General features: G+C 73.5%; 20 protein-coding genes. 13 read left to right on the forward strand and 7 right to left on the reverse strand.

Going from position 1 to position 22,891, the window contains the following annotated elements; genetic code table 11:
* The first annotated feature begins 130 nt into the window (after positions 1-130).
* The 8 genes from hisI (at position 131) to trpA (ending at position 6,573) form a co-directional block, all read left to right on the forward strand.
* Positions 131-514 carry a phosphoribosyl-AMP cyclohydrolase gene (gene hisI, locus QC029_RS17390; RefSeq protein WP_279556592.1) on the forward strand — a complete coding sequence of 128 codons (384 nt, stop codon included), beginning with the start codon at positions 131-133 and terminating at the stop codon, positions 512-514.
* The gene (locus tag QC029_RS17395; protein ID WP_279556593.1) at positions 511-2,046 is read left to right on the forward strand and encodes an anthranilate synthase component I; all 1,536 of its coding nucleotides are present in this window, start codon (positions 511-513) and stop codon (positions 2,044-2,046) included. The genes hisI and QC029_RS17395 overlap by 4 nt, the downstream gene beginning before the upstream one ends.
* Positions 2,043-2,738, forward strand: coding sequence for a TIGR02234 family membrane protein (locus QC029_RS17400; RefSeq protein ID WP_279556594.1), 696 nt, complete (start codon positions 2,043-2,045; stop codon positions 2,736-2,738). Before QC029_RS17395 ends, QC029_RS17400 begins: the two co-directional genes overlap by 4 nt.
* A gap of 48 nt (positions 2,739-2,786) precedes the next feature.
* Positions 2,787-3,029, forward strand: coding sequence for an HGxxPAAW family protein (locus QC029_RS17405; protein WP_279556595.1), 243 nt, complete (start codon positions 2,787-2,789; stop codon positions 3,027-3,029).
* 264 nt (positions 3,030-3,293) lie between these two features.
* The gene (trpC, locus tag QC029_RS17410; RefSeq protein WP_279556596.1) at positions 3,294-4,100 is read left to right on the forward strand and encodes an indole-3-glycerol phosphate synthase TrpC; all 807 of its coding nucleotides are present in this window, start codon (positions 3,294-3,296) and stop codon (positions 4,098-4,100) included.
* A 15-nt stretch (positions 4,101-4,115) separates the two neighbouring features.
* A complete protein-coding gene (gene trpM / locus QC029_RS17415; protein WP_279556597.1) occupies positions 4,116-4,268 on the forward strand; it encodes a tryptophan biosynthesis modulator TrpM in 153 nt (50 codons plus the stop codon).
* A 227-nt stretch (positions 4,269-4,495) separates the two neighbouring features.
* Positions 4,496-5,755, forward strand: a complete 1,260-nt coding sequence (trpB, locus tag QC029_RS17420; RefSeq protein ID WP_279556598.1) for a tryptophan synthase subunit beta — start codon at positions 4,496-4,498, stop codon at positions 5,753-5,755.
* Complete coding sequence (gene trpA, locus QC029_RS17425) at positions 5,755-6,573, forward strand: tryptophan synthase subunit alpha (protein ID WP_279556599.1); 819 nt, start codon at positions 5,755-5,757, stop codon at positions 6,571-6,573. The genes trpB and trpA overlap by 1 nt, the downstream gene beginning before the upstream one ends.
* 112 nt (positions 6,574-6,685) lie before the next feature.
* Here trpA and QC029_RS17430 read toward each other — a convergent pair whose 3' ends face one another.
* From QC029_RS17430 to QC029_RS17455, 6 genes are all read right to left on the reverse strand, one after another.
* The gene (locus tag QC029_RS17430) at positions 6,686-8,158 is read right to left on the reverse strand and encodes a cation acetate symporter (RefSeq protein WP_279556600.1); all 1,473 of its coding nucleotides are present in this window, start codon (positions 8,156-8,158) and stop codon (positions 6,686-6,688) included.
* Positions 8,155-8,649: a hypothetical protein gene (locus QC029_RS17435; RefSeq protein WP_279556601.1), complete on the reverse strand. Its 495-nt coding sequence runs from the start codon at positions 8,647-8,649 to the stop codon at positions 8,155-8,157. Before QC029_RS17435 ends, QC029_RS17430 begins: the two co-directional genes overlap by 4 nt.
* 41 nt (positions 8,650-8,690) lie before the next feature.
* Positions 8,691-9,479: a LytTR family DNA-binding domain-containing protein gene (locus QC029_RS17440; RefSeq protein WP_279556602.1), complete on the reverse strand. Its 789-nt coding sequence runs from the start codon at positions 9,477-9,479 to the stop codon at positions 8,691-8,693.
* The gene (locus QC029_RS17445; protein ID WP_279556603.1) at positions 9,476-10,582 is read right to left on the reverse strand and encodes a histidine kinase; all 1,107 of its coding nucleotides are present in this window, start codon (positions 10,580-10,582) and stop codon (positions 9,476-9,478) included. The genes QC029_RS17440 and QC029_RS17445 overlap by 4 nt, the downstream gene beginning before the upstream one ends.
* 184 nt (positions 10,583-10,766) lie before the next feature.
* A complete protein-coding gene (locus tag QC029_RS17450) occupies positions 10,767-12,461 on the reverse strand; it encodes a cation acetate symporter (protein WP_279556625.1) in 1,695 nt (564 codons plus the stop codon).
* Complete coding sequence (locus QC029_RS17455) at positions 12,461-12,844, reverse strand: DUF485 domain-containing protein (protein ID WP_279556604.1); 384 nt, start codon at positions 12,842-12,844, stop codon at positions 12,461-12,463. Before QC029_RS17455 ends, QC029_RS17450 begins: the two co-directional genes overlap by 1 nt.
* A 254-nt stretch (positions 12,845-13,098) precedes the next feature.
* Here QC029_RS17455 and QC029_RS17460 point away from each other — a divergent pair, with 254 nt between their 5' ends.
* The 5 genes from QC029_RS17460 to QC029_RS17480 all read left to right on the forward strand — a co-directional run bounded on the left by QC029_RS17460 (position 13,099) and on the right by QC029_RS17480 (position 22,299).
* Positions 13,099-13,884 carry a thioredoxin domain-containing protein gene (locus tag QC029_RS17460; protein ID WP_279556605.1) on the forward strand — a complete coding sequence of 262 codons (786 nt, stop codon included), beginning with the start codon at positions 13,099-13,101 and terminating at the stop codon, positions 13,882-13,884.
* Positions 13,885-14,008: 124 nt separating this feature from the next.
* Entirely contained in the window at positions 14,009-14,995 is a 987-nt protein-coding gene (lgt, locus tag QC029_RS17465) for a prolipoprotein diacylglyceryl transferase (RefSeq protein WP_279556606.1), read from the forward strand.
* A gap of 187 nt (positions 14,996-15,182) precedes the next feature.
* Positions 15,183-15,938 carry a VIT1/CCC1 transporter family protein gene (locus QC029_RS17470; protein ID WP_279556607.1) on the forward strand — a complete coding sequence of 252 codons (756 nt, stop codon included), beginning with the start codon at positions 15,183-15,185 and terminating at the stop codon, positions 15,936-15,938.
* Between the two features lie 336 nt (positions 15,939-16,274).
* Positions 16,275-20,843 (forward strand): glutamate synthase large subunit, encoded by a 4,569-nt coding sequence (gene gltB, locus QC029_RS17475; protein ID WP_279556608.1) that lies wholly within the window; start codon positions 16,275-16,277, stop codon positions 20,841-20,843.
* Positions 20,836-22,299, forward strand: a complete 1,464-nt coding sequence (locus QC029_RS17480; RefSeq protein ID WP_279556609.1) for a glutamate synthase subunit beta — start codon at positions 20,836-20,838, stop codon at positions 22,297-22,299. Before gltB ends, QC029_RS17480 begins: the two co-directional genes overlap by 8 nt.
* A gap of 117 nt (positions 22,300-22,416) precedes the next feature.
* On the opposite strand, the gene QC029_RS17485 is transcribed toward QC029_RS17480, so the two are convergent.
* Positions 22,417-22,887 (reverse strand): PPOX class F420-dependent oxidoreductase, encoded by a 471-nt coding sequence (locus QC029_RS17485; protein WP_279556610.1) that lies wholly within the window; start codon positions 22,885-22,887, stop codon positions 22,417-22,419.
* Between the last annotated feature and the right edge of the window lie 4 nt (positions 22,888-22,891).

Here is a 22,891-nt window from a genome sequence, read left to right on the forward strand (position 1 = left end):
CGCGCCCCTTGGCCGCCAGAGCCGCAGCCGCAGCCGCACGGCGGCCTTCCCGCAGCCGCCGTGCGCACCGCCCGTCCCGGCCCGCGGGCGGCTGTCGCGGTCCGCGGCGCGGCGGCGGCACAATGACCCCATGCCCCGATCCCCACTCGACCCCGCCGTGGCCGCCCGCCTCAAGCGCAACGCCGACGGCCTGGTGCCCGCCATCGCCCAGCAGTACGACACCGGTGAGGTGCTGATGCTCGGCTGGATGGACGACGAGGCGCTGCACCGCACCCTCACCACCGGCCGCTGCACGTACTGGAGCCGCAGCCGCGGCGAGTACTGGGTCAAGGGCGACACCTCCGGGCACGTCCAGCTCGTGAAGTCCGTGGCCCTCGACTGCGACGGCGACACCGTGCTGGTGAAGGTCGACCAGGTGGGCGCCGCCTGCCACACCGGGGACCGGACCTGCTTCGACGCCGCCGAGCTGCCGCTGGGCGGCGCCGCGGCGCGGGGGGAGGGGAGCCCGGCATGACCGTTCCGGCCGCCGCCCCCGGCACCTCCCCCGACCTGGACGCCTTCCGCACGCTCGCCAAGGACCGCCGCGTCGTCCCGGTCACCCGCCGCCTGCTCGCCGACGGCGACACCCCCATCGCCCTGTACCGCAAGCTCGCCGCCGAGCGCCCCGGCACCTTCCTACTGGAGTCCGCCGAGAACGGCCGCACCTGGTCGCGCTACTCCTTCGTCGGCGTGCGCACCTCCGCCACGCTCACCGTCCGCGACGGGCAGGCCCACTGGCTGGGCGCCCCGCCGGTCGGCGTCCCCACCGGCGGCGATCCGCTGGCCGCCCTGCGCGCCACCGTCGAGGCCCTGCACACCCCCCGCGACCTGCACCGGGACGCGGACCTGCCGCCCTTCACCGGGGGCATGGTCGGCTACCTCGCCTACGACGTCGTACGCCGCCTGGAGCGCATCGGCGACAGCACCCGCGACGACCTGGGGCTGCCCGAGCTGACCATGATGCTCACCTCCGACCTCGCGGTCCTCGACCACCGCGACGGCACGGTGCTGCTGATCGCCAACGCCATCAACCACAACGACCTCGACACCGGCGTGGACGAGGCGTACGCCGACGCCGTGCGCCGCCTGGACGCCATGGCCGCCGACCTCGCCCGCCCCGCGCCCGCCGGAGCCGCCCCGCTCCCGCCGCCGCGGCTGCCCGAGTACACCGCGCTGTGGGGCGGGGCGGCCTACCGGGAGGCGGTGGAGGACGTCAAGGAGCGCATCCGCGCGGGCGAGGCCTTCCAGGTGGTGCCCTCCCAGCGCTTCCAGACGCCCTGCCCGGCGAGCGCCCTCGACGTCTACCGCGTGCTGCGCGCCACCAACCCCAGCCCGTACATGTACCTGCTGCGTCTGGACGGCTTCGACGTCGTCGGCTCCAGCCCCGAGGCCCTGGTGAGGGTCGAGGACGGGCGCGCCATGATGCACCCCATCGCCGGCACCCGCCCGCGCGGCGCGACCCCGCAGGCCGACGCCGCCCTCGCCGAGGAGCTGCTGGCCGACCCCAAGGAGCGCGCCGAGCACCTGATGCTCGTCGACCTGGGCCGCAACGACCTGGGCCGGGTCTGCGAGCCGGGCAGCGTCGAGGTCGTGGACTTCATGTCCATCGAGCGCTACAGCCACGTGATGCACATCGTCTCCACGGTCACCGGGCGCCTGGCCGAGGGCCGAACCGCCTTCGACGCGCTCACCGCCTGCTTCCCGGCCGGCACGCTCTCCGGCGCCCCCAAGCCGCGCGCGATGCAGATCATCGAGGAGCTGGAGCCGACCCGGCGCGGCCTGTACGGCGGCTGCGTGGGCTATCTGGACTTCGCGGGCGACGCCGACACCGCCATCGCCATCCGCACCGCCCTGCTGCGCGACGGGACGGCCTACGTCCAGGCGGGCGCCGGGGTCGTCGCCGACTCCGACCCGGCGGCCGAGGACACCGAGTGCCGGAACAAGGCGGCGGCGGTGCTCAGGGCGGTGCACACCGCCGGACGGCTCGGCGGTAGCGTGGGAGAGTGATTTCCCCGCCTCCGCCCCCTTCCTCCCCCGAACCCGCCGCCTCCGCCGCCGCGTCCGCCTCCGGCCCCGCCTCCGCCTCCGGCAGGGGGGCCCGGCGCGCTCTCGGCGTCGCGCTGACCGCCGGCGCACTGGGCGCCGCCGCGGTGCTCGTGGCCGCCGGGCAGGTCTGGAGCGAGGGCACCGCCGTCCTGGCGCAGGGCGAGGTGCCGGTCCGGGCCGAGGGCAGCGAGGTGACCGGGCTGCCCAGCGCCCTGGCGCTGGTCGGCCTCGCCGCGCTGGTCGCCGTCTTCGCCGTGCGCCGCGCCGGCCGGACGCTGGTCGCCGCCCTGCTGGCCCTGTGCGGCGCGGGCACCGCCGTCGCCGCCCTGCTGGGCGCGGGCGACCGGAGCGCGCTGGAGGCCGAGGCCGCCCGGGCCAGCGGTCTGACCCGGGGCACGGTCGAGGCCGTCTCCTTCGGCGTGTGGCCCTACGTCGCGGCCCTCGGCGGCGTGCTGCTGCTGGCCGCCGGGCTGCTGGCCCTGCGCCACGGGCGCCGCTGGCCCGCGATGTCGGGCCGCCACGAGCGCGCGGGCGGTGCCCGGGCGGGCGCCGCCCGGCGCACGGCCCCCGACCCGGACCGCCCCGAGGAGCTGTGGAGGGCCCTGGACCGGGGAGAGGACCCCACCACCGGGAGCGGCGGAAACCGGCCCTGACACAATGGCCGGTGAGCGAGCCCAGATCGGACCTACGAGGAGCACTCAATGGCGGGCAACAACCACGGACACACCCCTGCCGCCTGGACCGGCGTCACCATCGCGTTCATCGGCTTCTGCGTCGCCTCGGCCTTCACGGTGATGGCCGAGCCGGTGGGGTTCTGGGTCGGTGTGGCCATCACCCTCCTCGGCGGCGTCGTCGGGCTGGTCATGCGCTCCATGGGCATGGGCCAGCCGGAGGAGTCGCAGGGCCGCCGCCTCGACCAGACCAAGGACCGGGTGGAGGCGTAGCCGGGCCGCCTCGGGCGGCTCACCCGGGCGCGGTGCCGGCGGAACGGCACCGCGCTTTTTCCGTACCCGGCCCGCCCCGGGGCCGGCGCGGCGATACCGCCCGGTATATGGGACCGGGCCGCCCGGATGCGGGTCCCGCGCCCCGGGCCGGATACCATCGCAGTGCGTGACCGCGTGTCCGGACGAGCCCCGCGCCCGGCGCAGGGACCCGAGCCGGCCAGGAAGCCAGCCAGCCAGAAGCCAGCCAGGAAGGGAGCCGCTCGCGTGAGTGTGCTCGACGAGATCATCGACGGGGTCCGCGCCGACCTCGCCGAGCGGCAGGCGCGCGTCGGCCTCGACGAACTCAAGGAGCGCGCGGCCAGGGCGCCGCGGGCGCGCGACGGCGTCGCCGCCCTCAAGAGCGACAGCGTCAAGGTCATCTGCGAGGTCAAGCGCTCCAGCCCGTCCAAGGGCGCGCTGGCCGCCATCGCCGACCCGGCCGGGCTCGCCGCCGACTACGAGGCGGGCGGTGCCGCGGTCATCTCGGTGCTGACCGAGGAGCGGCGGTTCGGCGGCTCGCTGGCCGACCTGGAGGCCGTGCGCGGCCGGGTGGACGTCCCCGTCCTGCGCAAGGACTTCATCGTCACCTCCTACCAGCTGTGGGAGGCCCGGGCCCACGGCGCGGACCTGGTCCTGCTGATCGTCGCCGCCCTCGACCAGGACGCGCTGGTGTCGCTGGTGGAGCGGGCCGAGTCCATCGGGCTGACCCCGCTGGTCGAGGTGCACGACGAGGAGGAGGTCGAGCGCGCGGTGGACGCCGGGGCCAAGATCATCGGCGTGAACGCGCGCAACCTCAAGACCCTGGAGGTCGACCGGGGCACCTTCGCCCGGGTCGCCCCCGAGATCCCCGAGGGCATCGTCAGGGTGGCCGAGTCGGGCGTGCGCGGCCCGCACGACCTGATCGCGTACGCCAACGAGGGCGCCGACGCGGTGCTCGTCGGCGAGTCGCTGGTCACCGGCAAGGACCCGAAGTCCGCCGTCGCCGACCTGGTCGCCGCCGGCGCCCACCCCGCCCTGCGGCACGGCAACTGAGGCGGAACGACCACGATGGCCCTCTCCGCCCGCCTGGCCCCCGGCTGCCGCCCCCGCGGCTGCCGCGCGCCCGCACGCCGGGTGCTGGGGCGGCGCGTGCGCTACCACATCGGCTGCGAGCCGGGTCAGATCAACGGCAGGCGATGGCCCGCCCGGGCCGGGCGCTGAACCGCGCGCCCCTTCCCCGGCCGGCGGCCCGGGCGGCCGTCGGCCGCCGCCGGGCACCGGCCCCGGACGGCCCCCGCGCACGCGGGGGCCGCGGGCCGCACCGCCCGCCGCGCGGCGGTGCGCCGGCCACGACCGCCTCCGCACCCGCCCTCCGGGGCCGGTGCGGCGCACCGTCTCCCCTCTGACCACCCCTTCTGGGGCATGCGCCCCGACTAGGAGCACGTCGGATGTCTACCGACTTCTTCGTTCCCGACCCCGAGGGCCGGGTGCCGACCGCCGAGGGCTACTTCGGCGCCTTCGGCGGCAAGTTCATCCCGGAGGCGCTCGTCGCCGCCGTGGACGAGGTGGCGGCCGAGTACGAGAAGGCCAAGGCCGACCCCGCCTTCGCCGCCGAGCTGGAGGACCTGCTCGTCAACTACACCGGCCGGCCCAGCGCGCTGACCGAGGTGCGGCGGTTCGCCGAGCACGCGGGCGGAGCCCGGGTCTTCCTCAAGCGCGAGGACCTCAACCACACCGGCTCGCACAAGATCAACAACGTGCTGGGGCAGGCGCTGCTGACCAGGCGCATGGGCAAGACCCGCGTCATCGCCGAGACCGGCGCGGGCCAGCACGGCGTCGCCACCGCGACCGCCTGCGCCCTGTTCGGCCTGGAGTGCACCATCTACATGGGCGAGATCGACACCCAGCGCCAGGCGCTCAACGTCGCCCGGATGCGGATGCTGGGCGCCGAGGTCGTCCCCGTCACCTCCGGCAGCCGGACGCTGAAGGACGCCATCAACGAGGCGTTCCGCGACTGGGTCGCCAACGTCGACCGCACCCACTACCTCTTCGGCACCGTCGCCGGACCCCACCCCTTCCCGGCGCTGGTGCGCGACTTCCACCGCGTCATCGGCGTCGAGGCCCGGCGGCAGATCCTGGAGCGCACCGGGCGGCTGCCGGACGCCGCGCTGGCCTGCGTCGGCGGCGGCTCCAACGCCATCGGCCTCTTCCACGCCTTCCTCCCCGACGCCTCCGTGCGCCTGATCGGCCTGGAGGCCGCCGGGCACGGCGTGGCCTCCGGCGAGCACGCGGCCACCCTGACGGCCGGCGAGCCGGGCATCCTGCACGGGTCGCGCTCCTACGTCCTGCAGGACGACGAGGGCCAGATCACCGAGCCGTACTCCATCTCCGCCGGACTGGACTACCCCGGCATCGGCCCCGAGCACTCCTACCTCAAGGACACCGGCCGCGGCGAGTACCGCCCGGTGACCGACGACGAGGCGATGCGGGCGCTGCGCCTGCTGTCGGAGACCGAGGGCATCATCCCGGCCATCGAGAGCGCGCACGCGCTGGCCGGCGCCCTGGAGGTGGGCCGCGAGCTGGGCCCGGACGCGCTGCTGCTGGTGAACCTCTCCGGCCGCGGCGACAAGGACATGGACACCGCCGCCCGGTACTTCGGGCTGTACGACGGCGCCCCCGGCGGCGCCGGCACCGAGGGAGCGAAGTGATGGCGGGCCAGGCGGAACTGCTGGGACGCGTTCTGGCGACGGCGAAGGACGAGGGACGGGCCGCGCTGGTGGGCTACCTCCCCGCCGGCTTCCCCACCGTGGACGGCGGCATCGCCGCCTGCACCGCCCTGCTGGAGGGCGGCTGCGACATCGTCGAGGTCGGGCTGCCGCACAGCGACCCGGTGCTGGACGGGCCGGTCATCCAGACCGCCGACGACATCGCCCTGCGCGGCGGGGTGCGCATCGCCGACGTGCTGCGGACCGTGCGCGAGACGCACGCGGCCACCGGCGCGCCGGTGCTGTGCATGACGTACTGGAACCCCGTCGACCGCTACGGCGCCGAGCGCTTCGCCGCCGGGCTGGCCGAGGCGGGCGGCGCCGGCTGCATCCTGCCCGACCTGCCGGTCGAGGAGTCCGACGCGTGGCGCAAGGCCGCCGAGCAGCACGGTCTGGCGACCGTCTTCGTGGTCGCGCCCAGCAGCCGCGACGAGCGGCTGGCGAGGATCACGGCGGCGGGCAGCGGCTTCGTCTACGCCGCCTCCCTGATGGGCGTCACCGGCACCCGCGAGTCGGTGGGGCGGGAGGCGGAGGAGCTGGTGCGCCGCACCCGCGCCACCACCGAGCTGCCGGTCTGCGTCGGGCTGGGCGTCTCGAACGCGCAGCAGGCCGCCGAGGTGGCCGCCTTCGCGGACGGCGTGATCGTCGGCTCGGCCTTCGTCAAGCGGCTGCTGGACCACGAGGGCGACCCGGAGGGCGGACTGGCCGCGGTCCGCGAGCTCGCGGGCGAACTGGCCGAGGGCGTACGCCGGCGCGGCTGACCATCGTGTGATGCGTGATGCGTGACGTGTGATGTGTGACGCGGGCCTGGGGCGTGCGGTGGACGGCCGCGCGCCCCAGGCCCGCGCGGACCCGCGCGCCCGGCCCGTGCCGTCAGGGAGCGTGCAGCCGCAACACGGCCCGCTCGGACCAGTCGGCCGGCGTGCCGCGCAGCGAGACCGCGATCATCGTGAGGAACGCCAGCGGAACGGTCCAGGCGGCGGGCTGGGCCAGCAGCACGGTCAGCCAGGCCGACGACGGCCGTGTGGTGGCGGACAGCACCGCCGCCCCCGTCGCCGTGACCACCCCGGCGGCCAGCCCGGCCGCCGCGCCCGCGACCGTCAGCCGGGTCCACCAGATGCCCAGCACCAGCAGCGGGCAGAAGGTGGACGCCGCCACCGCGAACGCCCAGCCGACCACCACGTTGATGTCCAGGTGCGCGGCGGGCAGCGACAGCAGCACCGCCACGAACGCCCCCACCGCCACCGCCAGCCGCAGTCTGGTCACCCCGCCGCCGAACAGGTCGTGGGAGAGCCCGCCGGCCAGGGCCAGCAGCAGCCCGGAGGAGGTGGACAGGAACGCGGCGAACGCGCCGGTCGCCACCAGGGCCGTCAGAACGCTCCCCAGCGTCCCCGGCACGGCCGTCCCCGGCAGGACGACGGAGACGGTGTCGGTGGCGTTGCTGTGCACCAGGTGCGGCGTCAGCACCCGCCCGAGCAGCCCGTAGACCGCCGGGAACAGGTAGAACAGGCCCAGCAGCCCGATCACCAGCACGGCCACCCGGCGGGCGGCCCGGGCCGTGGGGCTGGTGTGGAAGCGCATGATCACGTGGGGCAGCCCGATGGCGCCCAGCGTCGTCGCCAGCAGCACCGACCAGGTGGACAGCAGCGGCAGCCCCGCCCCCTGGATGTCGATCAGCGGACGGCCCCACCCCTCGGCGGCGAGGTCCCGCGCGTGGACCGGGCGCAGCGCCTCGGCCCGGGTCTCCGCGCCGACGTGCACGACCAGGTAGATCGCCGGTACGGAGATGAAGGCCAGCTTGACCAGGTAGTGGAAGGCCTGGACGTAGGTGGCCGACCGCATGCCGCCCACCGCGATCGACGCGCTCACCACCAGGCCGGCCAGCACCACGCCCACCCAGTACGGCGTGCCGCTGACCAGGTTCAGGACCACTCCGGCGCCCTTGAACTGCGGCACCAGGTAGAGCCACATGATCACCAGCACGATCACCCCGCACAGCTTGCGGATCGTGGGCGATCCCAGCCGGTACTCGGCGAAGTCGGGCACCGTGAACGCCCCCGAGCGCCGCATGGGCCCGGCCACCAGCGCGACCACCGCCACGTACCCGGCGGTGAAGCCGACGGCGTACCACATCGCCCCGATGCCGTCCTTGAGCATCAGCCCGGCCAGCCCGAGCACCGAGGCGGCCGAGACGTACTCCCCGGCGATCGCCATGGCGTTCCAGCCGGGGGCGATGCGGCGGGAGGCGACGAGGAAGTCCGGGCTGGTGCGGGCCGCGTGGACCCCGTACAGGCCGATGACCAGGCTGGCGGTCAGGACCAGGCCGATCGCGGTGACGGCGGTCACGGGCCGCCCCCCGTCCCCGGGTCCTCCGCGCCGGCCCCCGCGCCCGCTTCTGGGGCCGCAGCTGTGTCTGCGGCTGTGCCCGCTTCTGGGCCCGCGGCTGTGCCCGCGGAGTCCTCCACACGCTCGGCGCGGCGCACGTGGCACAGGGCGAGCACCAGCAGCACCGGGTAGGTGGCCACCGCCAGCACCAGCCACGACACCGGTACGCCCGCGACGGAGAGCCGGTCCAGCACGGGCAGCGCCGCGATCGTCCCGCTGGAGCCGAAGAGCACCACCCCCAGCAGGGCCACGGTCCGCAGGGCGGTGCGGCGCTGCGCGGCGAACACGGCGCGGGCGGCCTCGGCGTCGGCCGGCGCGGGCAGCGGCAGCAGCTGCGGATGGCGGCGGTGGCCGCGGGCCAGGGCGATGCGGGTCTGCGGGCTGGTGACCTTCACCCGGCGCGCGCCGCCCGCCTGGCCGCTGCGCACCGGGCTCTTGATCGGACCCTTCATCGGGCTCTTCACCGGGGCCTCACCGGCTCCTCACCTGGACCTCACCGGGTCGCCGCCCTGCCCAGCAGGCCGCTGCGCGCCGCCTCCAGCAGCTGCTCCTTCAGACTCCGGGCGTGGCGGCGGCTGACCGGCACGTCACCGGCCGGGGTGCACGCCACCAGCCCCGACGAACTGGTGACCCGCAGGTCGTGGACCCAGCCGACGGCCACCAGGTAGCCGCGGTGCACCCGTACGAATCCCGCCGGGGCCCAGATCTCCTCCAGGTACGACAGCGACAGCCGGATCAGGTGCGTGCCCTGCGCGGTGTGCAGCCGTATGTAGTCGCCGTGCGCCTCCACGAACTGCACGTCGTCGCGCCGCACGAACACCGTCCGGCGGCCGTGGTCGATCTGGACGACCGCCAGCTCGTCGCGCGGCCCGTCCCCGCCCGCGCCGCCGGACGACGCGGCCCGGCGCGTGGCGCCCACCCGGGCCACCGACTCGGCCAGCCGCTCGGGCCGGACGGGCTTGAGCAGGTAGTCCACCGCCCCGATGCCGAACGCCTCGATGGCGTGGGACTCCGAGGCGGTGACGAAGACGATGGAGGGCGGCGCCGAGAGCTGGCTGATGACCCGGGCCACGTCCATGCCGTCCAGCCCGGGCATGGAGATGTCCAGGAAGACGGCGTCGAAGGCGGTCGCGCCCAGCAGCTGCACCGCCCGGGTGCCGCTCTCGGCGGCGTACACCTCGCCGACCTCGGGGACGTCCGCGAGGAGATCGGCGAGTTCCTCGCGGGTGGACGCCTCGTCCTCGACGACGAGGACCTGAAGAGCCCGCGGCGCGCTGCTCATTCCGTAACCACTCCTCGCATGAATCGCGGCACCCTGATCGTCACCTTGGTGCCGTTGCCGGGCGCGGTCTCGATGACGAGGCCGTACTCCGGGCCGTACACGGTGCGAAGCCGCCGGTCCACGTTGGCCAGACCGACGTTCTTCGCGGGGGGGCCGACTCCGGCGAGGATCGCCCGTGCGAGGTCCGGCTCCATGCCCGCGCCGTCGTCCTCGATCTCGATGACGCACAGCGGACCCTCGCCGAACCCCGAGACGCTGATGTGTCCGGGCCCGGCCTTCTTCTCCAGTCCGTGGCGCACGGCATTTTCCACTATGGGCTGGACGACGAGGAAGGGGATGGCGACGGGAAGAATCTCCGGAGCCATCCGGACGGTGATCTCCATGCGGTCGTCGAACCGGGCGCGCTGCAGCTCCAGGTACGTCTGGGTGGCCTGGAGCTCGTCGGCGACCGTCACGTAGTCGCCGGCCGTGGAGAAGCTGTAGCGCAGGTAGTCGGCGAAGTCGGTGAGCAGGCCGCGGGCCCGGCCGGGGTCGGTGCGGATGTGCGCGGCGATGACGGCCAGCGCGTTGTGGAGGAAGTGCGGGGAGATCTGGGCCCGCAGGGTGCGCAGGTCCGCCGCCGCGATCCGGGCGCGGGCGCTGCGCAGCGCGGTGTGGTCCAGCGCCTGCGACACCAGCTCGGCGACCTCGGCCACCTCGCCCTCGTCCAGCGCCCGGTCGCCGGCGGAGCCGCAGACCACCAGGCAGCCCGTCAGCTCGTCCGCCACCAGCAGCGGGGCCGCGCACAGCGGCGGCTTGCGGAAGACGGTGCCGTGCTCGTACACCTGGGCGAGCACCGCGTCCAGGTCGGTGCCCTCCGGCGGCTCGCCGTGCCGGGCGACCGGCCCGTCGAGGTCGGCCAGGACGACGGCGTCGGCGCCCACCAGCCGCCGGATGCGGCGGGCCGCCGCCAGGGCCCGGCTGCCGTGCAGCCCGTCCTGGAGGTCCGCGCCGATCAGCCGGACCTCCCGCAGGACGCCGACGGTCCCGGGCAGGCCGGAACCGGCCGGGCCTCCCCGGCCCGCTCGCCCCCACCGGGTGCCGATCCACGATCTCCTGGCCACGCAGTGACCGTATAACGCGACAAAAGGACCTGGGGAGTCCCTCGAACGCGGTTCGAAGGACTCCCCAGGGGCCCGGTGACGGGTCCGGCGCCGAACGTGGGGGGTCACGCCGGAGAGAAGCACCCGCCACCGGGGGCCCGGCGGGCCCGCCCGGGAGGTCGGCGGGCCCGGTCCGCGGTGCGGCTCAGTGCTTGGCCGCGCCCTCGGCGCCGGCCCCGGTCAGGGCCCGCACCTGGAGCTCGGCGAAGCGCCGCGGGTTGCTCTCGCCCGACATCAGCGTGCCGACGATCGCGCACACCAGGCCGAGCGGGATGGACACCAGGCCCGGGTTGGTCAGCGGGAACCAGGCGATGTCGATGCCCGGGATCAGCGCCTTCTCGGCGCCGGAGAACACCGGCGAGAAGATCACCAGACCGACCGCGCTGATCAGGCCGCCGTAGATGCCCGCGACCGCGCCCTGGGTGTTGAACCGCTTCCAGAACAGGCTCAGCAGCAGGGTCGGCAGGTTGGCCGAGGCGGCGATGGCGAAGGCCAGACCGACCAGGAAGGCCACGTTGAGGCTCTGGGCGAAGATCGCCAGGATGATCGACGCGGCGCCGATGCCGAAGGCCGACAGACGGGCGACCTTGATCTCCTCGTGCTCGGACGCACGGCCCCTGCGTACCACGCTGTTGTAGAAGTCGTGCGCCAGGGACGAGGAGGAGGCGATGACCAGGCCGGCCACCGTGGACAGGATCGCCGCGAAGGCGACGGCCGCGATGACCGCCAGCATCACCGAGCCGAAGAACTCGCCGCCGAAGTGCTCCCCGACCTCCCGGGCGAGCTGCGGCGCCGCGGTGTTGCCCGCGGCGTCCTGGGCGGTGATGGCCTCCTTGCCCACCAGGGCCGCGGCGCCGAAGCCCAGGATCAGGGTCATCAGGTAGAACGAGCCGATCAGGCCGATGCCCCAGTTGACGGACTTCCGGGCGGCCTTGGAGTCGGGGACGGTGTAGAAGCGGATCAGGATGTGCGGCAGGCCCGCGGTGCCCAGCACCAGGGCCAGACCCAGGCTGATCAGGTCCAGCTTGTTCCACATCGTCTGCAGGGCGTCGCCGGGCACCTCGACGCCGTAGCGCAGACCGGGTTCGAGGAAGGACTGCCCGGCGCCGCTGGCGTTGGCGGCGTCGCTCATCAGCTCGCCGAAGTCGAAGCCGTAGATGGCCATGACCAGGGCCGCCAGCAGGATGGTGCCGCCCATCAGCATGCCGGCCTTGATGATCTGCACCCAGGTGGTGCCCTTCATGCCGCCGAAGGTCACGTACAGGGTCATCAGGACGCCGACGACGACGATGCCCACGATCTTGGCGGTGTCCGCGTCCATGCCCAGGTACGTCTCGCCCGGCCGGATGCCCAGCAGGAGCGCGACGACCGCGCCGGCGCCCACCATCTGGGCCAGCAGGTAGAAGATCGACACGGTGATGGTGGACACCGCCGCCGCGGTGCGCACCGGACGCTGCTGCATCCGGTACGACAGCACGTCGGCCATCGTGAACCGGCCGGAGTTCCTCAGCAGCTCGGCGACCAGCAGCAGGGCCACCAGCCATGCGACGAGGAAGCCGATGGAGTACAGGAAGCCGTCGTAGCCGAAGAGCGCGATCATGCCCGCGATGCCCAGGAACGACGCGGCGGACATGTAGTCGCTGCCGATGGCGAAGCCGTTCTGCATACCGGTGAACTCGCGGCCACCGGAGTGGAAGTCGGCCGCCGACTTCGTCTGGCGCCCGGCCCACACCGTGACGCCGAGCGTCACGGCGATCATGACGATGAAGACCAGCACGGTCAGGGTGCGGCTGCTGGAGCTGACCTCTTCCGCGGCCAGGAGCGCGGTGGATCCGTTGATCACGCCCGTCCTCCCGTCCGGCCGGCGGAGGTGTTCGCACCGGTCAGTTCCGCCCTCAGGTCGTCCGCGAGCGGGTCGACCTTCCTGTCGGCGTACCGCGCGTACATGATCGCGATGCCGAAGGTGCTGACGAACTGGAGGATTCCGAACACGAGGGCCACGTTGACGTCGCCGAAGAGCACCGTGGACATCACGCCGCGGGCGTAGGCCGACATCAGCACGTACAGCAGGTACCAGGTGAGGAAGCCGATGCTCACCGGGAGCACGAACCTCATCAGGCTCCGCCTGAGCTGGTCGAAGCGGGGATCGCTGTGCATGGCGACCATGCGGTCCTCCGCGTCCCCGGCGGGGTCCAGGGTTTGTTGTAGACGGTCTGCGGACACTGCCGCCTCCTTCATCGACACGACGCGATACGACACGACGTACGGGAGCGGAAAAGGAATGCGGGGAACGTAAGGTGCGTCACACCCGGGGTGAAGACGCTGTTCGCCGTGTGCGGCGAACGCCGGATGCGTGCGCCGAACGGTAGGCCGTCGTGCGCCGAGCGGTCGGTGTTCCGCGCCGAGCGGTCACACCTTCGGGGGAAACGGCGGCGGTGCGCGCACGGGGGCGCGGTCCCGGTTCGTTGGACCGGGACGTGACGAACCAGAGGAATCGTGAGGAAGGGCGCAGCGCGCGCGAGAGGCTGCGCGAGCGCCGGGACCGGGAGAAGGCGGTGGGCAGGCGCCTGCGGGCGCTGAAGACGGCGGTCGCCGCCGCGGCCGTGCTCGGCGTCGTCGCGCTGGCCGGCGTCGTGGCCGTGCTCGGCGGGGACGGCGGCCGGGACGGCGGCGGCGCGGACGACGGCAAGGCCGCCGCGGCCGAGCCGGTCGTCGACGGGTCCGCCCGGGCGCCGGTCACGCTCACCGTCTACGAGGACTTCCGCTGCCCGGGCTGCGCCCACTTCGAGAACGCCTTCCGCGACACCGTCCACCGCCTCCAGGACAGCGGGAAGATGAAGGTGGAGTACCACCTGGTCTCCATCATCGACGGCAACGTGGGCGGCCGCGGCTCGGCGTACGCGGCCAACGCCGCCGCCTGCGCGCGCGACGAGGGGAGGTTCCGGGAGTACCACGACGTCCTCTACGCCAACCAGCCGGAGGAGCCGGACGACGCCTTCGGCGACAAGGACCGGCTCATCGGCCTGGCGAAGGAGGTGAAGGGGCTCAGCGGCCCCGGCTTCACCCGCTGCGTGCGCGAGGGCACCCACGACGACTGGGTCGAACGCTCCAACCGGGCCTTCCTCGCCTCGGGCTTCGACTCCACGCCGACGGTCCTGCTCGACGGCGAGGACCTCTACGGCGACCCGGGCGCCCCGCTGACCCCGCGGCTGCTGGAGGAGAAGGTCCGGGAGAAGGCGGAGGAGGCGGCGCGCAGGGCGTGAGCCGGCACCGGGACGGCCGTACGGCGGGCGGGAGGGCCTTCCACGCCTTCCGCACGCGCGTTACGCACCCGTTGCCGGGCCGAGCGGCGCCTCCCGCGCCCGGCACGGTAGCGTTCGTGGAGCCATGGAAACCCTTGCCTTCATCCCCAGCCCGTCGTCGGGCGAGATCGTCCTCGGGCCGATCCCGCTGCGGGGCTACGCGTTCTGCATCATCCTCGGCGTCTTCGTCGCGGTCTGGCTCGGCGGGAAGCGCTGGGTCGCCCGTGGCGGACAGCCCGGCACGGTCGCCGACATCGCCGTGTGGGCGGTGCCGTTCGGCCTGGTCGGCGGCCGTCTCTACCACGTCGTCACCGACTACCAGCTCTACTTCGGCGAGGGCCGGGACTGGGTCGACGCCTTCAAGATCTGGGAGGGCGGACTCGGCATCTGGGGGGCGATCGCCCTCGGCGCGGTGGGCGCCTGGATCGGCTGCCGCAGGCGGGGCATCCCGCTGCCCGCCTACGCGGACGCCATCGCGCCCGGCATCGCGCTCGCCCAGGCCATCGGCCGCTGGGGCAACTGGTTCAACCAGGAGCTGTACGGGCGCCCCACGGACCTGCCGTGGGCCGTGGAGATCGACAACGGCATCGACACCGGGACCTTCCACCCCACCTTCCTGTACGAGTCGCTGTGGTGCGTGGGCGTCGCCCTCCTGGTGATCTGGGCCGACCGCCGCTTCACCCTCGGCCACGGCCGCGCGTTCGCCCTGTACGTCGCGGCGTACACGGCGGGGCGCTTCTGGATCGAGTACCTGCGCATCGACGAGGCCCACGAGATCTGGGGCCTGCGCCTGAACAACTGGACCTCGATCGCCGTCTTCCTGGCGGCCGTGGCCTCCATCGTGATCTCGGCCAGACTCCGCCCGGGCCGCGAGGAGACGGTGGAACCGGTGGCGGAGAAGCCCGGCGGCGCAGACGGCGCAGACGGCGACGCCTCGGCGGACGAGCCCGCCGAGGACGGGGACGGCCCGGCGGCCGGCGAGGGGCGCGCCGAGTCCTCCGAGGCCCCCGGACCCGCCGGCGGAGGCGGGCCCGCCCGCGACGACGGGGCGTCGGCCTCCACCGCGGGCTGAACACCGGCGGCACGTCGTGACGGCCCCGGCCGCGCCTCCTCGGCGCGGCCGGGGCCTTTCTCCGTACCGCCCGGGAAATCCCAGGTCAGCAAGGTAAGTTCGGCCTTCCTTGCTGGAACCGCTCCCCCGGATGGACGTACGGTCGGAACCGTCGGGCACAGGCCCGGGGAACAGGAGGCGCAGGCGGATGTCGTCCACGGCCGGAGACGGGAGCGAGATCACACTGAAGCCCGGGGCCCCGAACTCCGCGCACCGCGACAACCACACCCACCGCGACGTGACCGGCGGCTGGCTGCGCCCGGCCGTCTTCGGAGCGATGGACGGACTGGTGTCCAACCTCGCCCTGATGACGGGCGTCGCGGGCGGCGACGTGGACCGCAGCGTGATCGTCATCAGCGGCCTGGCCGGGCTGGCGGCCGGCGCGTTCTCCATGGCGGCCGGCGAGTACACCTCGGTGGCCTCCCAGCGCGAGCTGGTCCTGGCCGAGCTGGACGTCGAGCGCCGCGAACTGCGCCGCGACCCCGAGGGCGAGCAGCGGGAGCTGGCCGCGCTGTACGCGGGCCGGGGCGTGGAACCCGGACTGGCGGCACAGGTCGCCGAGCAGATGTCCAGGGACCCCGAGCAGGCCCTGGAGATCCACGCCCGCGAGGAGCTGGGCGTGGACCCGGCCGAGCTGCCGTCGCCCGCCGTCGCCGCGGTCTCCTCCTTCGCCGCCTTCGCGGTGGGCGCGCTGATCCCCGTGCTGCCCTACCTGCTGGGGGCCGCCGCGCTGTGGCCCACCGTGCTGGTGGCGCTGCTGGGGCTGTTCCTGTGCGGTGTGCTGGTCTCCACCATCACCGTGCGTCCGTGGTGGTTCAGCGGACTGCGACAGCTCCTCCTGGGCGGCGCGGCGGCCGCGGTGACGTACGGGCTCGGTACCCTGTTCGGGGTGGCCGTGGGCTGAGCCCGCCGCGCGGGCCCGGAGCGGGCCGGCCGAAGCCCGGGTGTGAGCCGTTCAACCCGGGAACGGGCCGCTTCGGTGTTACCCGGCGGTTTCAGCCGTGTCACCGTTGGGAATGAACAACGAGCGCTTCTGGCAGTGTCGCCGGCGCCGCCCGGATCCTACGGCGGTTCACCCCGTCCGCCCGATTCGAACCCCGTCGCAGAGTCCGCATGATGGACCGAGGTGTCCGCCTCTCGGAAAAAACCTCATCATGTAACCTGCACGAAAATTTGTTCCGCAGAGGGCCAACGTCGTCCCTCGGCATGGTTGATCGCCACGACGACGACGGGAGAGCCGATGCGTGCTGCGCCCCTGACGGCCTACCCTGCCAAGCAGGGAATGTACGACCCGCGCGATGAGCACGACGCCTGCGGCGTCGGCTTCGTGGCCACCCTCACCGGTGAGGCGAGCCACACGCTGGTCGAGCAGGCGCTGACCGTCCTGCGAAACCTGGAGCACCGCGGCGCCACCGGCGCCGAGGCGGACTCCGGCGACGGCGCGGGCATCCTGGTCCAGGTCCCGGACGCCTTCCTGCGGGAGGAGGCCGACTTCGCCCTGCCCGAGGCGGGCTCCTACGCCGTGGGCACCGCCTTCCTCCCCGTCGCCGAGGCCGAGGGCGCCGAGGCCGTCTCGCGCATCGAGGCGATCGCCGCCGAGGAGGGCCTGAACGTCCTGGGCTGGCGCGAGGTCCCCGTCGCCCCGCAGCTGCTGGGCAACGGCGCGCGCGCCACCATGCCCGCCTTCCGCCAGCTGTTCGTCGCCGACGGCGTCAACAGCGGCCTCGCCCTGGACCGCAAGGCGTTCGTGCTGCGCAAGCGCGCCGAGCGCGAGGCCGGGACCTACTTCCCGTCGCTGTCCGCGCGGACGATCGTCTACAAGGGCATGCTGACCACCGGGCAGCTCGAACCCTTCTTCCCCGACCTGTCCGACCGCCGCTTCGCCAGCGCCATCGCCCTGGTCCACTCGCGGTTCTCCACCAACACCTTCCCCTCCTGGCCGCTGGCCCACCCCTACCGCTTCGTCGCCCACAACGGCGAGATCAACACCGTCCGCGGCAACCGCAACTGGATGCGCGCCCGCGAGTCCCAGCTGGTCTCCGACCTCTTCGGCGACCGGAACACCAAGGACCTCGCGCGGATCTTCCCCGTCTGCACCCCGGACGCCTCCGACTCCGCCTCCTTCGACGAGGTCCTGGAGCTGCTCCACCTCGGCGGCCGCTCGCTGCCGCACGCGGTGCTGATGATGGTCCCCGAGGCGTGGGAGAACCACCCCTCCATGGACCCGGCCCGCCGCGCCTTCTACCAGTACCACTCCACGATGATGGAGCCCTGGGACGGACCGGCCTGCGTCACCTTCACCGACGGCATCCAGGTCGGCGCCGTCCTCGACCGCAACGGCCTGCGCCCGGGACGCTACTGGGTCACCGACGACGGCCTGGTCGTCCTCTCCTCCGAGGTCGGCGTCCTCGACATCGACCAGGACCGGGTCGTCCGCAAGGGCCGCCTCCAGCCCGGCCGCATGTTCCTGGTGGACACCGCCGAGCACCGCATCATCGAGGACGACGAGATCAAGGCCGCCCTCGCCGCCGAGCACCCCTACCAGGAGTGGCTCGAGGCCGGGACCATCGAGCTGGAGGACCTGCCCGAGCGCGAGCACATCGTCCACACCCACGCCTCGGTCACCCGCCGCCAGCAGACCTTCGGCTACACCGAGGAGGAGCTGCGCGTCCTGCTCGCCCCGATGGCCCGCACCGGCGCCGAGCCGATCGGCTCGATGGGCACCGACTCGCCCATCGCCGCGCTCTCCGAGCGCCCCCGGCTGATCTTCGACTACTTCACCCAGCTCTTCGCGCAGGTCACCAACCCGCCGCTGGACGCCATCCGCGAGGAACTCGTCACCTCGCTGATCTCCACCCTCGGCCCCCAGGGCAACCTGCTGGAGCCCACCGCGGCCTCCTGCCGCAGCGTCACCCTGCCCTTCCCGGTGATCGACAACGACGAGCTGGCCAAGCTCGTCCACATCAACGCCGACGGCGACATGCCCGGCATGAAGGCCGTCACCCTCTCCGGCCTCTACCGCGTCGGCGGCGGGGGCGCGGCCCTGGCCGACCGGATCGACGAGATCTGCGCCGAGGCCGACACCGCCATCGCCGGCGGCGCCCGCCTGATCGTCCTCTCCGACCGCCACTCCGACGCCGAGCACGCGCCGATCCCGTCGCTGCTGCTCACCTCCGCCGTCCACCACCACCTCATCCGCACCAAGCAGCGCACCCAGGTGGGCCTGCTGGTCGAGGCCGGCGACGTCCGCGAGGTCCACCACGTCGCCCTGCTCATCGGCTACGGCGCCGCCGCGGTCAACCCCTACCTGGCCATGGAGACGGTCGAGGACCTGGTCCGCGCCGGCACCTTCCTGCCCGCCGACACGGACCCCGAGACCGCCATCAGGAACCTGATCAAGGCCCTCGGCAAGGGCGTGCTGAAGGTCATGTCCAAGATGGGCATCTCCACCGTCGCCTCCTACCGCGGCGCCCAGGTCTTCGAGGCCGTCGGCCTGGACGAGGAGTTCGTCGACACCTACTTCCACGGCACCGCCACCAAGATCGGCGGCGCGGGCCTAGACGTCATCGCCAAGGAGGTCGCCGCCCGCCACGCCAAGGCGTACCCGGTCTCCGGCATCGCCCCGGCCCACCGCGACCTGGAGATCGGCGGCGAGTACCAGTGGCGCCGCGAGGGCGAGCCGCACCTGTTCGACCCGGAGACGGTCTTCCGCCTCCAGCACTCCACCCGCACCCGCCGCTACGACGTCTTCAAGCAGTACACCCGGCGCGTGGACGAGCAGTCCGAGCGCCTGATGACCCTGCGCGGCCTGTTCGGCCTCAAGTCCGACCGGCCCCCGGTCCCCCTCGACGAGGTCGAGCCCGTCTCGGAGATCGTCAAGCGGTTCTCCACCGGCGCCATGTCCTACGGCTCCATCTCCCAGGAGGCGCACGAGACCCTCGCCATCGCCATGAACCGGCTGGGGGCGAAGTCCAACACCGGCGAGGGCGGCGAGGACCCCGAGCGGCTGTACGACCCGGCCCGGCGCTCCTCCATCAAGCAGGTCGCCTCCGGCCGCTTCGGCGTCACCAGCGAGTACCTGGTCAACTCCGACGACATCCAGATCAAGATGGCCCAGGGCGCCAAGCCCGGCGAGGGCGGCCAGCTGCCCGGCCACAAGGTCTACCCGTGGGTGGCCAGGACCCGGCACTCCACGCCGGGCGTGGGGCTCATCTCCCCGCCCCCGCACCACGACATCTACTCCATCGAGGACCTCGCCCAGCTCATCCACGACCTGAAGAACGCCAACCCCCGCGCCCGCATCCACGTGAAGCTGGTCTCCGAGGTCGGCGTCGGCACGGTCGCGGCGGGCGTCTCCAAGGCCCACGCCGACGTCGTGCTCATCTCCGGCCACGACGGCGGCACCGGCGCCTCCCCGCTCACCTCGCTCAAGCACGCGGGCGGCCCCTGGGAGCTGGGCCTGGCCGAGACGCAGCAGACCCTGCTGCTCAACGGCCTGCGCGACCGCATCGTCGTGCAGACCGACGGCCAGCTCAAGACCGGCCGCGACGTGGTCATCGCCGCGCTGCTGGGCGCCGAGGAATACGGCTTCGCCACCGCACCGCTGGTCGTCTCCGGCTGCGTGATGATGCGCGTGTGCCACCTGGACACCTGCCCGGTCGGCATCGCCACCCAGAACCCGGTGCTGCGCGAGCGCTTCAACGGCAAGGCCGAGTTCGTGGTGAACTTCTTCGAGTTCATCGCCGAGGAGGTCCGCGAACTCCTCGCCGAACTGGGCTTCCGCACCCTGGACGAGGCCATCGGCCACGCCGAGGTCCTCGACGTCAGCCGCGCGGTGGACCACTGGAAGGCCCAGGGCCTGGACCTGGCCCCGCTGCTGTACGTCCCCGAGCTGCCCGAGGGCGCCGCCCGCCACCGGGTGGTCGCCCAGGACCACGGCCTGGAGAAGGCCCTGGACAACCAGCTGATCAGGCTGGCCGCCGACGCCCTGTCGGCCGACACCGCCGAGGACGCCCAGCCGGTGCGCGCCCAGGTGGCCATCCGCAACATCAACCGGACGGTCGGCACGATGCTCGGCCACGAGGTGACCAAGAAGTTCGGCGGCGCGGGCCTGCCCGACGACACCATCGACATCACCTTCACCGGCTCCGCCGGCCAGTCCTTCGGCGCCTTCCTGCCGCGCGGCGTCACCCTGCGCCTGGAGGGCGACGCCAACGACTACGTCGGCAAGGGCCTCTCCGGCGGACGCGTCGTCGTCCGCCCGGACCGCGGCGCCTCCCACCTGGCCGAGTACTCCACCATCGCCGGCAACACCCTCGCCTACGGCGCCACCGGCGGCGAGATGTTCCTGCGCGGCAGCGTCGGCGAGCGCTTCTGCGTCCGCAACTCCGGCGCGCTGGTGGTCTCCGAGGGCGTGGGCGACCACGGCTGCGAGTACATGACCGGCGGCGCGGCCGTCGTCCTGGGCCCGACCGGACGCAACTTCGGCGCCGGCATGTCCGGCGGCACCGCGTACGTGATCGACCTCGACCCCGACAACGTCAACCCCGACGTCGCCGGAGCCGTCGAGCCCCTGGACGACGCCGACCGGCAGTGGCTGCACGACGTGGTGCGCCGCCACCACGAGGAGACCGGATCCACCGTCGCCCGGGCGCTGCTGGACGGCTGGGAAGCCGCCGCCGGCCGCTTCAGCAAGATCATGCCCCGTACCTACAAGGCAGTGCTCGCCGCCAAGGACGCCGCCGAGCGAGCCGGACTGTCGGAGTCCGAGACCCACGAGAAGATGATGGAGGCGGCGACCAATGGCTGATCCCAAGGGCTTCCTGACCACCGACCGCGAGGTCGCCGAGACCCGCCCCGTACCCGAGCGCGTCAAGGACTGGAACGAGGTCTACGTCCCCGGCTCCCTGCTGCCGATCATCGGCAAGCAGGCCGGCCGGTGCATGGACTGCGGCATCCCGTTCTGCCACAACGGCTGCCCCCTGGGCAACCTCATCCCCGAGTGGAACGACTACGCCTGGCGCGGGGACTGGCAGGCCGCCAGCGAGCGGCTGCACGCGACCAACAACTTCCCGGAGTTCACCGGACGGCTGTGCCCGGCCCCCTGCGAGGCCGCCTGCGTGCTGGGCATCAACCAGCCGCCGGTGACCATCAAGAACGTCGAGGTCACCATCATCGACAAGGCGTGGGAGACCGGTGACGTCACCCCGCAGCCGCCCGAGCGGCTGTCGGGCAAGACCGTCGCCGTCATCGGCTCCGGCCCCGCGGGCCTGGCCGCCGCCCAGCAGCTCACCCGCGCCGGGCACACGGTCGCCGTCTACGAGCGCGCCGACCGCATCGGCGGGCTGCTGCGCTACGGCATCCCCGAGTTCAAGATGGAGAAGCGGCACATCAACCGCCGCATCGAGCAGATGCGCGCGGAGGGCACCAAGTTCCGCACCGGCGTCGAGATCGGCCGCGACCTGACCGCCACCGACCTGCGCAAGCGCTACGACGCGGTCGTCGTCGCCGCCGGCTCCACCACCGCCCGCGACCTGCCCGTGCCCGGCCGCGAGCTGAACGGCATCCACCAGGCGATGGAGTACCTGCCCCTGGCCAACAAGGTCCAGGAGGGCGACTACGTCGCCCCGCCGATCACGGCCGAGGGCAAGCACGTCGTCGTCATCGGCGGCGGCGACACCGGCGCCGACTGCGTCGGCACCGCCCACCGCCAGGGCGCGGCCTCCGTCACCCAGCTGGAGATCATGCCCCGGCCGAACGACGAGCGCGACCCGGTGAGCCAGCCCTGGCCCACCTTCCCCATGCTCTACAAGGTCACCTCCGCGCACGAGGAGGGCGGCGAGAGGGTCTACTCCGTCTCCACCACCCACTTCGAGGGCGACGAGGACGGCAACGTGCAGTACCTGCACCTGGTCGAGGTCGACTTCAGGGACGGGAAGCCGGAACCCAGGCCGGGCACCGAGAAGAGGATCCCGGCCCAGCTCGTCACCCTGGCCATGGGCTTCACCGGCATCGACCGGACCAACGGCCTGGTCGAGCAGTTCGGCCTGGAGCTGGACGCGCGCGGCAACGTCGCCCGCGACGCGGACTTCGCCACCAACGTCGACGGCGTCTTCGTCGCCGGCGACGCCGGCCGCGGCCAGTCCCTGATCGTGTGGGCCATCGCCGAGGGCCGCTCCGCGGCCCGCGCCGTGGACCGCTACCTGACCGGAGCCAGCTCCCTGCCGGCCCCGGTCAAGCCGACCGACCGCGCGCTGGCGGTCTGAGGCACCCCGCCGTCCGTACGGTGCGGGCGGCCACCGCGCCCACCGCACCGTACGGCCGAAGGACCGCGGCGCCGGCCCCCTCCCCGACCGGGGGCCGGCGCCGCGGCACGCCCGGCCTCAGGAACCCTGCGCCGGCCGCGCCGGAAAACCGCCCGTCGCGACCGGGCCCCAGCGCACCGGCGTGATCCGCAGCAGCGACTTGCCCTGCCGCACCATCGCCTCGCGGTACTCGTCCCAGTCCGGGTGCTCGCCCGAGATCGCCCGGTAGTACTCCACCAGCGGCTCCACCGCCTCGGGAACGTCCAGCACCTCGGCGGTCCCGTCGATCTGCACCCACGGACCGTTCCAGTCGTCCGACAGCACGATCACGCTGACCGACGGGTCGCGGCGGGCGTTGCGCGTCTTGGCGCGCTCGGGGTACGTCGAGACCATCACGCGCCCCCGGCCGTCCACCCCGCACGAGACCGGCGACCCCTGCGGGGAGCCGTCGGAGCGGCGGGTGAGCAGCACGGCCCGGTGGCGGGGGCGCACGAAGTCCAGCAGTTCGCCGAGGCCGACGGGAGTGCTGGTGGCGATGGAAGGGCTCATGGCC

The sequence above is a fragment of the Streptomyces sp. DH37 genome, from assembly GCF_029813835.1.
GTDB lineage: Bacteria > Actinomycetota > Actinomycetes > Streptomycetales > Streptomycetaceae > Streptomyces.